We start from the raw sequence: 12684 nt of genomic DNA, 5'->3' as shown, positions 1-12684 counted from the left end.
GTGCTGCGTGCAGCCTCTTCGCCCTCGCCTCCCGCACTCCGGCCGTCGTTGTCTCGAAGAGCTTGGCGATTTGCTGCTGGCGGGCCTTCGCCGCCTGCCAGAGGTCGTCATCGGCGATCCGCAGATGCGGCACCTCGGTCCTGATCCATTCGCTCTCCGGGTTCGGGCGCGACACGCGCTTGCCGGTGGATGGGTCTTTGACGAAGCGCTGCCGGTTCCAAACCAGAACGCCGGTATAGAGCTCGTTGTTGAGGACGCCGGTGCCCCGACAGGCATGGCCGCGGATGCTGGTGTCGCCCCAGGTCCGGCCAAGCGGGCCGGGGATGCCGTCCTTGTTCAGATCGACGGCGATGGCCTTCGGGCTCTTGCCGGAAGCAAACTCGCGGAAGATGCGCCGGATGACTTCCGCTTCCGCCGGCACGATCTCGCGGTCTCCGCGGATCGGCTCGCCGCCACAATCCGTCGTCTTCACGACGCGATAGCCGTAGCAGAGCCCGCCACCCGCCTTGCCCTTCTCCACCCGGCCCCGCAGGCCGCGATGGGTCTTCATGGCAAGGTCCTTCAGGAATAGCGCATTCATCGTGCCCTTCAGACCGACATGAAGCTCGGAAATCTCGCCTTCCGCCAGGGTGACGATCCTCACCCCCGCAAAGCGCAGGTGTTTGAAGAGGCTGGCGACATCGGCCTGGTCGCGGGAAATCCGGTCGAGCGCTTCGGCCAGCACCACCTCGAAGAGGCCGCGCTGGGCGTCGCGGACGAGTTGCTGGATGCCGGTCCGCAGGATTGTGCTCGCTCCGGAAATCGCCGCATCATGATAGGTGCCGGCCACCTCCCATCGCTCGCGCATCGCCTGCAGCCGGCAAAGACGGAACTGGTCGTCAATCGAGCTTTCGCTCTGACTGTCGGAAGAATAGCGCGCATAGAGTGCGACACGGGCCATCGACTGATCTCCTTTTCACGTCCCCTACCCTGCTTCGTCCTCTGCAGGGCTCCCGCCCTCCTCGCCCGGCGCTTCTGCTCGGCTGGGGGACACCCGGTTGTCGTTGGCCGCCTGCTGCGCCTCGAAATGCTCCCGCGCGATCTGGCGGCCGATGAGGCGGGCGATCGACAGCACAACCTTGTCTAACTTGTCCCGTGCCGCGACGTCGCCAATACCAGCATCCTGGTTGTCATTGGCCGGTTTGGTCTCATCCGCCATGGCGCTGCCTGCTCTTCTGTCGAGATCAAACGGGCATTGAGCCGCGAAACTGCCAGGACAACAGGGCGGAATTCGCTTGGTCGTACGGTGGCGTGCAAATACTTGCGCGGTTCGCACTGCGGCCTCTGCTTTCGCTTCTCGGGCCGGCAAAGGGGAAGGCGCCGATCAAGGGCGCCCGACTGCCGGAGTAGTTCACCCTGACGGTTGAGCGGCATCGCTCGACCTAGGCACTGCCTGCGTCCGAAGCCTCCGCCGGGCCGAAAACTGCTGGTCAAGGCTGGGGCGGCACGCACCACCGCGAAGCGGCTGTGGCCTTGACGGGCTGGCTTCGGTCCGGCTTCGTCTCGACAACCGGCAGTTTCCTCGCCGGACATAGTATCCCCTATCGGGAAGAGCCTGGGCGAGTCGTCCCGGACGCTGCTTCCGCTTCGGAATCGAGCGAACCCGCTCGAAGATCGGTGAATACCCGAAACCAGAATTGGAACTCCTGTGTCCGCCCGTCGCAATGCGCCGAGAAGGCGCACCAGGCGATTGCGGTCGCGGCTGTCCTTCCCCACAGAGCTTTTGCCGTCTCTGCAGCTTCAGGCACGGTCCACTTCTCCAAGGCGGCATCGCGGTTGAAGGCGTCCAGCAGATCGGGATCGCTCGCAACCGGGTGGTGAGATGTCACAAGAGCGTCCGGTGCCGCCAACTCCCTGGCGGTTGAAGGTTGACGGGAGGCAGACGCTTCGCTGCAAGTTGAGGGGTTCTCGGATGAAACCGGACGTTGAGTTGGAGAGGTCTTCATAGCTTGCCTCCTTCTTCGTCTTTCAGGCGCGGAAACAGCAGCCGGCCCGCCGCGGGCGGAGCTTGGGACGCGGTTCGTCGTGAAAGAGCTGTTCCGGCATCGTCTGCTGGGCGATGCGCACCAGATCGCTGAGCGCCGAGCGGATTTGTGGCCAGGGGAAATCGGAGCATTCCTCCCACGCCTCCCCCTCGCGCAACACGGCATCGAGCTTGCCCGCCACACCGGCGAGAGTCGTGGCGGGGGTCGTTGAGAACGCTTCCAGCAGATCCTCCGCCCGGTCGCCAGCCTCGCGTTCGTCCCTGAGCGCGGCGGAATAACCAGTCTCCTCGGCAGCCGCATCCAAGCGTGCCTGATGCGCCGCGAATTCGGCTTCGGCCTTCTCGCGGCGAGCCGCCATATCCGGCCCTTTGCCGAACACTTCATTGAGCGCCTCGATCGAGTGGACCGTCACATCCTCACCCTCGGGCAGGTGGATGGTCACACAGGAAAAGCCAACGCTCTCGACAAGCTTCGTCTCCAGGCGCTGCTGCCTGAGGCAAAGCCGCTCGGTCAGCTTGTGAGCATTCTGCCATTCCCGCCAAAGCACCAGCGCGGGATCGGGGGTGCTCGTTGCAACCGGATTGCCGGCAACCGCACTTTTCTCAAGTACCAAAGTTGTGGATGTTATCATCCCTCCTGCAAGCACTTGCCTGCGGGTGACGAAAGGCAGAGTCATGCTATTGTCGGAATCAGCCATGATCCGAGCTCCAGACAGCTTCGACGTGGTCAGGCTGCTGGAGGTGGATGCAACACCTTCTGCAGCCGATTCCTAAAAAAAGCATATCTGCACTTTTTGTGCAATAGGGCACGCAAGAATGAGAATAACTCCGGCCCAGATTCGCGCGGCTCGTGGGCTGTTGGACATCTCTCAGCAGGAACTGGCGGATTTATCCAAAGTTAGTTTGCGAACGATCGTCCAGGTTGAACGTGGTTCGAAACCTGCATCTGAATCAATTGCCCAAGTGCTTAAGCTGTCACTCGAAGTGGCCGGCATCGAGTTCATTCCAGAAAACGGTGGCGGTGCCGGTGTTCGCTTGACACAGCGTTCCGCTGGCGCATGACCATGGGGCCTTTTTTGAGCCGCCGCACATGTGCAGCTAGCGGCCCAAATGGGCGAGATTGAACGCCTCATTTGGGGCCGTCGATCGGGATAGGGGGACGCCTCGCGGCGCCACCCCTCCCACACCACCGGGCATACGGATCACGTACCACGGCGGTTCGACCGGATTACGCTTAGATAGAGACATAGAGACGGGGGAGACCGAGCGACTCGAAGTGATGGTTGCGCAGGGCCTGTTGGACCGCCGGGTGTCCTGACATGCGCCAGAATCCCGTCGGTGAACCGGCAGCAACCGCGGCCCGGAGCTTTGGCACGCCACGACGGCGCAGCTCCTTGTAGCGGTTGTGCCCGTTCCCCCATTGCCGCCAAAGATACATGCGTAGTCTTCGGCGGGTCCACGCTTCCAAGTTCGTAAGCACCCGCGGGGTCTGGCAGAAGCCGAAGTAGCCGCGCCATCCGATGAGGTATGGCTTCAGCTCCTTGACCAGCTGCGGCAGACTTATGCCCCGGGTCCGGCGTGTCATGTCCCGGATCAGCGTCTTGAATTTGTCGAGGGCCTTCGGCGCGATGCGTCGCTCGCTCCCGTCATTCGAGATGCTGAACCCGAGGAACTTCCGCACCTCCGGTCGCGCCACCGCGCTCTTCGCCTCGTTGACCTTCAGCCGCAGCTTCTTGGTCAGGAACCGGCTTACGGAAGCCATGACCCGTTCGCCGGCGCGGCGGCTGCGAACATAGATGTTGCAGTCGTCGGCGTAGCGGCAGAAGCGGAGACCACGTCGGGCCAGTTCCCTGTCGAGGTCGTCGAGCAGGAGTTACTCAGGAGGGGCGAGAGCGGACCGCCTTGCGGGGTCCCCTCGTCCACCGGACGGACCAAGCCGTCCTCCATCACCCCGGCATTGAGGAATGCCCGAATGAGTTTGAGCACACGCTTGTCCGCCACCCTCGCGGCGACGCGCGCCATCAGACTGTCGTGATTGACTCGATCGAAAAATCTTTCGAGATCAAGATCGACCACGTAGCTGTAGCCCTCGGCAATGTAGCATTGCGCTTGGGCTACCGCCTGATGAGCGGAGCGTCCCGGACGGAAGCCGTAGCTGTGCTCGGAGAATGTCGGGTCCCACTGCTCCTGGAGAACCTGCAGCAGGGCTTGCTGGATCAGCCTGTCGACGACGCAAGGCACGCCGAGCTTTCTGACCCCGCCCTCCGGCTTGGGGATTTCGACCCGCTTGACCGGCTGCGGCTGGTAGGTTCCCTTGAGCAATCGATCCCGAATGCTTGGCCAGTGCTCACGCAGGTAGCCCTTGGCGTCGTCGATGGTCATCCCATCCACGCCTGGATCGCCCTTGTTGCTTCGAACGCGTTTCCACGCTGTTTCCAGATTCTCTCGGCTACATACCGTCTCCATTAGCTGTTCTGTCCAAGCCGGGCTTTCGGGTGCGGACTTCGCCACGAGTGGTTCGGCCCCTTGGTAGCCGCTGACAGGGGCTTCACCCCGGTCCCTCGGTTCCAGGGCCAGTGAATACTGAGTCTTCTGCCGCTTTCCACTCATGAGTTGCCAGTCCTACTTGCCACTTCCAATCGTTCGGGCCTTCGGTCATCGTTTCCGGCTCGGCCTATCCGTTTGCTCCGCCTTTCGGCCTTGGAGTGCCTCACTAGCCTTGCCGACAGCATCACATACTACGCCCTCTGCTGACTCCTGCATCACGGTCAGGTCACCTTACGGTTCCCTCAGTTCCAATTTCGGAACATGACGCAGGCCTCCCCAGGTAAGTTCAATCGCCTTCCCCGCGCACCTGCCGGATCTACAGCCCTGCCCCTTGATGGATATGGACTTCGCGGCTCGTTGCCCGCTCGTCCGACCAGGGATGCCTCATATCCGGTTTCTGTTCGTCAGATCGCGGTTTTGCTCCACGCTTCCTTCAGACATCACCTCGCGATAATGCCCTTGCGCTTCACTAAGCCTTCACCTCCATCAGGTTGGCTAGGGGACTTTAACCCCCAGGCGGTTGAACATGCTGGGCACACAACGAACCCGCTGCGCGGGAAGGCGCCTGCGGTTGAGGTAGAGATCAAAAACCGGTCGTCGCGCCTGCATTGAGCGTTGTTCGGCGGCGGCAGAGCATGACGGGCTTCTTCAACAAGGAGCCTGACCATGACCCATCCTGTTCTCGAAGCTCCGATCAGCCCGCTGCGCCAGCGGCTGATCGACGATATGACCCTGCGCCGGTTCGGCAAGGAGACGCAGCGCAACTATCTCCGCGATGTCGGAAGGTTCGCCAGCTTCCTCGGCCGATCTCCGGATAATGCAGCTCTGTTCTGTACTGGGCTGTTTATAGGCGCGCTGCTCCTACTCTTGGCGGCCCCGCCTAGCTGACATTGCGGCCAATTGAGCGAGGCATGATGATGGCAGTCGAAAGAACCGCTGCGTGTGATCCAGGCCGATCAGAGCCGGAGCTGACGAACAGCGTCGCGCACAGGTTGAACGCCATAGCGATCAACGAGCGCCCTCATGACCGCCTCCATAACTTCCTTATCCGGGTTTCGATAGCCTCCTCAAGTTCCGCTAGGCGATGTACGGCGAGGCGGCGCAAATCTTCGACCACGATCTGATGCATTTCGGCGGCGTCACGTTCTTGCTGCGTAACCCTGCCGGGCATCTCACGCCATGTCTTGAGCGTCGTCTTACCATCCAAAAGTTCACCATCCGGCCGCGAAAGGGCGATGAAAATCGGCAATGAAAGCTTCCCCCCCGTTCTTGCCATCTAGAATGTTCTAGCCGGCGGGCCGCTGTGCTGACATTGTGGGTAATCAAACGACGCATCATGATCGCGGCCTAAAGAATTCCCTCCAGAGAGGATATCGCAGCGCTTGAGCAGTCACTCAGCGACGATACGCAGCGCGTTCAACGTCTCAGGCGTGATTGTCCCAGTGACCTTGAGGTTGTAGTCCGATTGCAATTTCATAAGGCCCGCTCTCATCTCCGGGCCCATCGTGCCATCCAGCTCCCCTGTGTAGTAGCCGTAAGCCAGCATAGCAAATTGGACCTGTAGGACGATTTCCTTGAACCTGTTCGCATTCCCAGGAAGCGTCTTTAGCGACGTTGAAGCCCGTGGTGTAGATGCGGGTGGTTGATATGCAGGTGCAGGCGGTCGGTAGGTCGGTGCCGAATACACAGGTGGCCTTGGGAGATAATATGTGCCTCCTGCCGAGGACCGGTGACTGCTGTGGGAACGATGGCTGCGGTGGCTGCTATGCGATCTGTGACCGGCCAGTGTGAATTTATGATCCAGTTTGAAAATATCGAATAGCGACTTCGACTTACCCTCTTCACTGGGAGGTACGAGCGGCATGGCCACGCTTTCGACAGGCATGAACCCGGCAGCAATTAAGGATGGAATCATGAAAATCCGTTTTTTCATGTGACACCAAACTTTCCATACCCGTGCGCTTTTGGATGCCATTCGAAGAAGCCGCCACACTCGTTTCGAAGATCGCAGTCGGCGCAATCTTCGACGTAGGCTCGTTTCCAATCTGAGATTGTCGACGGCGCGAATGCTCGATAATCCACCGGAACAGTGCACAGCGGAAAATTGTAGAGCTTAGTGATGATGCCGCGGCTGATCGAGAAGTCCAGTGCCTTGCTCACCAACTGGAAGCCCACGGAACTGTCGAAAAACAGCGAATCCCAATTCTGTCGGCCATACCCGATATTTTCGAGCTGCATGATTGCCCACGTGTTGATGAATGGTAGGGCGACGGCTACGAACTTTGCCAAGTCCAGCAGCCCGGGTGCGTTGGGCTTCATGAGCACCGTTCGCAACTCGATTTTTGCTCCGGCCTCGCAAAGAACAGAAAGGTTCTTCCTGACCTGATCGAAGGCTCCTGACTTCCCCACAATAAGATCGTGGATGGCGCTATCGCTTGAGTAAACGGGAACCCCCCAAAGGATCCGGCTCAAATCCAAATCGCGCAACCTCGCGAGATCGGTGCGATCAAAATTCTGGGCGTTTGTCAGGATGTGAAAATCAACGTTGTCCCTTCGCGCCATTGTCTCCCGAAGAAAGTCAAAGAGCTCCGACTTGAACAGCGTTGGTTCACCGCCTGAAAGGCCTATCGTTGAGTTCTCTGGTGCCAGGAGAGCAGCCGTTTTGAAAAAGGGAAACATATCGACGTGCTGCTTTTTCGGCGGCTGCGAGCACATCACGCACAGTTGGTCGCAGCGTTCGGTGATCAAAAGCGTGTTGTGTCGAGAATTCGCGCGAATTAGCCGATGTGCGGTTTTTCGCGATGGCACGACAAACACGACATCGCCATCCATCTCGGATGGATCGACTCCAAACACGCGGAGATTGCCCGACGCTCCAGTAAAGAGCGCTTTTTCTCCGTCTGCGGTTTCCAACGCAGCGTCGAGAGACCCGAAATTGTGTGGTTCAGGCATTCCTTCGAACGACCGCAGCCGAACCACGTATGGATCAACAGCATCAGTATCGACTTTGAGTCGAAGCGGGATCATGCGTGCACTGGGATCATGTAATCCCCCCATGAGGGTGCGCGAGCCCATTTAGCTACCGACTTTAGCGCCGGTTCGTCGTGTCGACGGATAACTTCAACGATTTTGTCGAAGACGGACATATGTCGCTTGCAAAACCAGGTATCGGTGCGAGCTAGGTCAATTCGCCCGTTCCTGGATAAGTCATCCACAATGTCTGTCCCGCAGAAGGGCTGATAGACACAGTGGATGCAGTCTGGGTCGAAGTTGTTGAACGAGGCACGGTTGAGCAACTGGACTTTCGCCTGGTCGATGCCCGCCGCGACGGTGCCAATCGACAGATCGACACGGCCTATGCGCGAGAGCATCCGGGCTTCGTCCGTCGGGTAAAGCTGCCCGTCATGATCAATGACGATGTAGTCCGAAGCGAAGAAGTTGGGGTTGCGCAGGTCGACATGATCGTCGGCTCCCGATCTGAGAAACCTTCGTAAGCACTGGCTAAAATAAAATTCCTCGACATATCGACCGGTGCGGTGGTTTCGCTCAATGAGGTGGTCAATGAAGCCGGAATGAAGCGCATTCCATCTGGAAATCGAATTTGGATCGCCGGTGCGGCGACGAGCAAACCCTTGGTGGTTTATCGGCCGTAGATAGATTGATTGCATCCCGAAGCGTTCGAAATTGCTGATCAGTTCCTCGAAGTCGGGCGGCCGATTAACGTCGATCGTCGGAAGTGCCGACACTTTACCCGGTCCAAGGCGCTGTACAGCCTCGCCAAGGTTTTTGAAGAACCAATCGGTTGCCAGATCATCATTGGTGCGCTGGCGCTGATGAGTGTCTCGATCTCCGTCTAACGAAGTGCTGACAAAGGTATCCTCTTGGTCAAGGAAAGCCCATTCTCGATCGCCCAAGCGTTGCAGATTTGTACAGACGACAAATTGGCTGCCCGGAAACAGTGTACGCGTGAACGAGCGAACTTGCTCAAGAAGATCAATTCGCAGCAAAGGCTCGCCGCCCTGAAACTCGACTTTGATCTGCGGACCCTTCATTGATCCGATGAAGCCGAGCGTCGCGTTAAGTATTTCTTCGCTCCAGTCGAAACCTTGTGCTGTTTCCGGCGCCCGTGAAACCTGGCAATAGCCGCAGGTCAAATTGCAGCGCAAGGTCGGCACAAGGATGACGTAGGAAAGCTCCTGTTGCCTTGCCTGCCGCTGTGTCCATCGATAGGCAAACGCCGTCCAGTCGGGATCGCCTTCCTGTTCGAACGCGTGACCGCTTTCGCGAAGAAATTTCTGATCGACTGGCGACAATTCGCCAGCGGCATACCGTTCGAGAAACGGTTGTCCGCTGAGGAAGAAGCCGCCGGCATCATCGGTGAGCAGAAATTCTCCGTCGCCACAATCGCGAAACTTAAGTGGCCAGACCGTCATTTGGCAGTCACCGCATCGATCAGGGCTTGCCGAAGCGGGAGTGTTTCGACGTAGATCTTCTCTCGATAGACCGCATGGAGTACGCTCTTCCGCAAGCCATCCAAATCGCTTGCGGGAACCGACGCAACCTCGATGCCAATGGCGGTGACACTGAAGCGAAACGCTGGGTACTGAGTTTGAACGCGAAGCAATGCGCCTTCCACAAAACTTCGAAAGCTCTGTGGAATGTCGATTGTTGCCTGGTCTAAAACGCGGTCGGCCACCCTTGGAACCCCTGCCACCCCGACTGCCAGTATACTGGAAATTTTCGCCTTGAACATCGAACTGTGTTTCGCTGTTCGCAATATAGAGGGAAGGAAGGTGGGCTAGTGCGGGCCCTCCTCTGCGACTGGCGGCTAACGATAACGAATGCCCGCCCCTGTGGTGCTAACCATTCTAGTCCTTCACCATAAACTGCACACGCGCCTTGCATCTGCACACCAACAGTGTTTGTTGGCATGGGCATTATTTGGGAGGGCGATATGAGAACAGCGATTTTGGCCGCACTGACGTCTTTGGCTATGTTTCTTTCGATCAATGCATATGCGCACAGCGGCGGCACCGACGCCAAGGGATGCCATACGAACCACAAGACCGGCGAGTACCATTGCCACTAGGCAAAGAGATGCCGTGGCGTGGCGTGCCCGAGACCGGACACCATTTCGATCATCACAACAAGACAGCTACCTCGCAGGGGGCTTGATTGACAATCCGAGCGATGGCTCATTTGGGCGGCCGTCACGGTTACGACGGCGCTCGCCTCTCCGTGTTTTGCGCAGCAGACCTTTGGGGGAAATGACTGCACGGAGGATTGTTCTGGCCATAAGGCCGGCTACGATTGGGCCGAGCAAAACCAGATTACCGACGAGAGCGATTGCAGCTCAAAAGCCAATCGTTCGACGATGGCTGCCAGACGTTCGTCGAAGATCCGTCTCGTGGTTCGGACGAGGATGATCAGGGCGAAGACATTGACGACTGAGTTGTCGCAGCCGGAAGCCGGCATTCAGGCTCGGCGCGTGACATGCCCGACTTTACTGCATCAAGGGTCAGGAGAGCGCCAAGCAAGCGCTGGATGCAGCGGCCGCCGGCCGGCACAACCCTGCTAACATTGTGTGATATTAATCCATGCATTATGGCGGCGGGTTCGACCAACCATTGACGGCGAGCTTCTGGCCGGAACGACAACTCTCGACCCTAAGCGGAAGCTCGTTCCCCCCCGCCTGAATTCACGCCCATGACCCACTCCGGACCTTCGTTTCATGAAGTCTTGCGACGGACCCTGACTCAATTCAGCCTTTCGATTTGCATATCGTTGGCCTGGAAGGTCATTCATCGAACCAGTATGGGCGGGAACAGCCGAATTGGCGCGACCCAACGATCTGGCGTTTGGCCCCATGTATCATTCGTTGGACAGGCGAGTCATTCGCGATAATGTCGGGCACGACAGTGTAACCCTGATCGATAAGCTGCAATTTCAGCTCCTCGAAGTGCCGCTTGAAGCCATTCTTGATTTGGGGGCGAGGATACCGCCATCCGTTCCTGCATGCGCGGCTCAGGATATCGGAGTACAACCTAGCGCTGGCAGTTCTCACGGCATTTTCGGAAATCACCTTGCCGTCACTTTGCGTGGCTTCGGACAAGCATGGTCCGGCCGACAAAGCCAATACCAGCGCGCCCACGATAGATGACTTCGTCATGACTGCCTCCTGCTCCTCTGATTGGACCAGGGAGCCAACCGAAGAGAGGCCCCCGATCGACGGAGGCTAGGATCGCTGGCCGCTAAACGGAATCATGCAAATGCAGTGTTTTCGGCCTCGCATCTGTTGTATTTTAAGCCTGCCGCGAGAGAGATCCTGGGGTTCTCGGCGACAGCTCGCAGCGGATCGGAGATTTGAGGAGATGCTTCGCGTCGTAGGCAATCCCCTGACCGGCCTGTCGGATCGGGAGCGGATGGTCGCGGCAAAGTTCGCTGAGGGGATGACCTATCGTGAAATCGGCGAGACACTTTTCATAGCGCCTGCCACCGTTCGGACCCATCTGTCGGCGATCTATCGGAAACTCGACGTTCGCAGCAAGGTGGCGCTTGCAACGTTGCTTGCGGATCACCGCCAGCAGGACCTCGGCCAGGCACGACCTGACGGCCTTTCGCTGGACGAGTCGGGGCCGCCAGTCGTCGCGGTTCTCCCCTTCGACAATCTGAGCGAAGAAGAACGCTGGACTCGTATCGCCGATGGTTTGTCGGCGGACATCATGGTTGATCTCGCCCGTTTCCACGACCTTGCCGTGATCGCCCGCCAGACAATGCTTACCTACAAGGGACGGCACGATGACGTGCGATCCATCGGACGAGAGTTGAATGCTGACTATGTGATAGAGGGAACCTTGCAAGTGGAGGGGCAGCGGGTGCGCATCTGCGTGCAACTCGTCGACGCCCACACGGGGGTTGATCTCTGGGCGGAACGTTACGATCGGTCCGCGGAGAATCTGTTTGCGATGCTGGACAGCGTGACCGAAAACGTCATCAATGTCCTGGCAACTTGCCACGGCAAGCTCGCCAACCTGCGACGCGATGCAGCGCGTCGGAAGCCTCCAGCAAGTTTGCAGGCTTATGATTGCTACCTGCTTGGCCTTGAGCAGAAGCACCTTTTCACCCGCGCGTCGAACAAGGAGGCTATACGGCTACTGGCGCGTGCGGTCCAACTCGATCCGGGTCTTGCAAGAGCCTGGACCGCACTGGGGCTTGCGCATGCTGTGGATGCTTGTAACGGCTTTACCAATGACGTTTCCGCCTCGATGGAGAACTGGAGCTCCTGTGTCAAGCAAGCGCTGGCGCTCGATCCGGCCGACATTCCTGCACGCATATGCCTAGCGGATCTTCGGGCAATGCAGGGCGATATCGACGCTGCTGTCGAAGAGCATAACCGAGTCTTGGCGGCGGCTCCAAACGACGCTGACTCACTTGCCTTACTCGCGGGAAGTCTAGCTCTTGTTGCTGGCAACCCGAAGCAGGGCTACGAATTGGCCAAGCGAGCGATCCGGCTAAATCCCCATACTCCGTGGTACTTTGGAATGTTGGGACGTTGCAGCTTCGTCCTTGGCCTCCACCGGGAGTCGCTGGTCGCGCTGCGTCAATCTGCGCCCGACTCCCCCGCCACGCTTCTGTTCGTTGCGATGGCTCATGCTATGCTTGATGAAACGCCTCAGGTCGCCAAGATCACTGCGCGACTGGCGGACGAGTTTCCGGACTTCACCCCCGAAGTGTTCATCAGCACCTATCCGGTCACCAATCCTGTCGCCATTACTGCGATCAGAGAAGGCGCCCGTTGTGCGGGTTTGTCGTAGGTTCATTCCGGATCGACTCTGAAGCGGTTCCTGAGAGCTCGCTCGGGGGCCAGATCCCTATTCGTTGGCACAAGCGGCGAATGTCCGCTCATGGCGCCACTTGCTCGTTCCCTATCGGCGAGACGAATGGCAACTTTCCACCCATGTCGGGCGGGCCGTACTCGCTAACATTGTGGCTAATTAAACGGGGCGTAATGATCGCCGCGCAGAATGTCAGCTAAGCGCCAGGACCGGCACCGTCGTGTCGTCGCCGTGCAGACGTGAAGCGGCCAGCACATGGGCTTCGAGCCGCTTGAACAG

14 protein-coding genes and 1 pseudogene are annotated in these 12684 nt (G+C 58.8%); 4 read left to right on the top strand and 11 right to left on the bottom strand.

Annotation, left to right across the window (positions count from 1 at the left end; genetic code table 11):
* From AC0L25_RS31230 to AC0L25_RS31220, 3 genes are all read right to left on the bottom strand, one after another.
* The coding region (locus AC0L25_RS31230) for a recombinase family protein (RefSeq protein WP_473598990.1) at nucleotides 1-940 on the bottom strand (940 nt) is incomplete at its 3' end.
* 24 nt (nucleotides 941-964) lie between these two features.
* Nucleotides 965-1198 (bottom strand): hypothetical protein, encoded by a 234-nt coding sequence (locus AC0L25_RS31225; protein WP_473598989.1) that lies wholly within the window; start codon nucleotides 1196-1198, stop codon nucleotides 965-967.
* Between the two features lie 809 nt (nucleotides 1199-2007).
* On the bottom strand, nucleotides 2008-2721 hold the full coding sequence (locus tag AC0L25_RS31220) for a hypothetical protein (protein WP_473598988.1): 714 nt from the start codon (nucleotides 2719-2721) through the stop codon (nucleotides 2008-2010).
* A 118-nt stretch (nucleotides 2722-2839) separates the two neighbouring features.
* Here AC0L25_RS31220 and AC0L25_RS31215 point away from each other — a divergent pair, with 118 nt between their 5' ends.
* Nucleotides 2840-3085, top strand: a complete 246-nt coding sequence (locus AC0L25_RS31215; RefSeq protein ID WP_473598987.1) for a helix-turn-helix transcriptional regulator — start codon at nucleotides 2840-2842, stop codon at nucleotides 3083-3085.
* A 172-nt stretch (nucleotides 3086-3257) separates the two neighbouring features.
* Here AC0L25_RS31215 and AC0L25_RS31210 read toward each other — a convergent pair whose 3' ends face one another.
* Together AC0L25_RS31210 and ltrA are read right to left on the bottom strand one after the other, a co-directional pair.
* The gene (locus tag AC0L25_RS31210; protein ID WP_473598992.1) at nucleotides 3258-3608 is read right to left on the bottom strand and encodes a group II intron maturase-specific domain-containing protein; all 351 of its coding nucleotides are present in this window, start codon (nucleotides 3606-3608) and stop codon (nucleotides 3258-3260) included.
* Between the two features lie 129 nt (nucleotides 3609-3737).
* Nucleotides 3738-4405 (bottom strand): annotated as a pseudogene (gene ltrA / locus AC0L25_RS31205) (group II intron reverse transcriptase/maturase); the annotation flags it as partial.
* Nucleotides 4406-5236: 831 nt separating this feature from the next.
* Between ltrA and AC0L25_RS31200 the strand changes: the two are divergent.
* Nucleotides 5237-5458, top strand: a complete 222-nt coding sequence (locus AC0L25_RS31200) for a hypothetical protein (protein ID WP_473598986.1) — start codon at nucleotides 5237-5239, stop codon at nucleotides 5456-5458.
* 133 nt (nucleotides 5459-5591) lie between these two features.
* On the opposite strand, the gene AC0L25_RS31195 is transcribed toward AC0L25_RS31200, so the two are convergent.
* From AC0L25_RS31195 to AC0L25_RS31175, 5 genes are all read right to left on the bottom strand, one after another.
* Nucleotides 5592-5819, bottom strand: a complete 228-nt coding sequence (locus tag AC0L25_RS31195; RefSeq protein WP_473598985.1) for a hypothetical protein — start codon at nucleotides 5817-5819, stop codon at nucleotides 5592-5594.
* Nucleotides 5820-5960: 141 nt separating this feature from the next.
* Complete coding sequence (gene hxsA, locus AC0L25_RS31190; protein WP_473598984.1) at nucleotides 5961-6503, bottom strand: His-Xaa-Ser repeat protein HxsA; 543 nt, start codon at nucleotides 6501-6503, stop codon at nucleotides 5961-5963.
* Complete coding sequence (hxsC, locus tag AC0L25_RS31185) at nucleotides 6500-7597, bottom strand: His-Xaa-Ser system radical SAM maturase HxsC (protein WP_473598983.1); 1098 nt, start codon at nucleotides 7595-7597, stop codon at nucleotides 6500-6502. The genes hxsA and hxsC overlap by 4 nt, the downstream gene beginning before the upstream one ends.
* Nucleotides 7594-9003, bottom strand: a complete 1410-nt coding sequence (hxsB, locus tag AC0L25_RS31180) for a His-Xaa-Ser system radical SAM maturase HxsB (protein WP_473598982.1) — start codon at nucleotides 9001-9003, stop codon at nucleotides 7594-7596. The genes hxsC and hxsB overlap by 4 nt, the downstream gene beginning before the upstream one ends.
* Nucleotides 9000-9323: a hypothetical protein gene (locus AC0L25_RS31175; protein ID WP_473598981.1), complete on the bottom strand. Its 324-nt coding sequence runs from the start codon at nucleotides 9321-9323 to the stop codon at nucleotides 9000-9002. Before AC0L25_RS31175 ends, hxsB begins: the two co-directional genes overlap by 4 nt.
* A gap of 177 nt (nucleotides 9324-9500) precedes the next feature.
* On the opposite strand from AC0L25_RS31175, the gene AC0L25_RS31170 reads away from it, so the two are divergent.
* Nucleotides 9501-9659 (top strand): YHYH domain-containing protein, encoded by a 159-nt coding sequence (locus AC0L25_RS31170; protein WP_473598991.1) that lies wholly within the window; start codon nucleotides 9501-9503, stop codon nucleotides 9657-9659.
* Nucleotides 9660-10367: 708 nt separating this feature from the next.
* Here AC0L25_RS31170 and AC0L25_RS31165 read toward each other — a convergent pair.
* Complete coding sequence (locus AC0L25_RS31165) at nucleotides 10368-10739, bottom strand: hypothetical protein (RefSeq protein ID WP_473598980.1); 372 nt, start codon at nucleotides 10737-10739, stop codon at nucleotides 10368-10370.
* 202 nt (nucleotides 10740-10941) lie between these two features.
* On the opposite strand from AC0L25_RS31165, the gene AC0L25_RS31160 reads away from it, so the two are divergent.
* Nucleotides 10942-12384, top strand: coding sequence for a LuxR C-terminal-related transcriptional regulator (locus AC0L25_RS31160; RefSeq protein WP_473598979.1), 1443 nt, complete (start codon nucleotides 10942-10944; stop codon nucleotides 12382-12384).
* Nucleotides 12385-12684: the final 300 nt, after the last annotated feature.

The organism is Mesorhizobium sp. WSM4813 (genome assembly GCF_055811555.1).
This window is presented reverse-complemented; position numbering and strand designations above follow the sequence as displayed.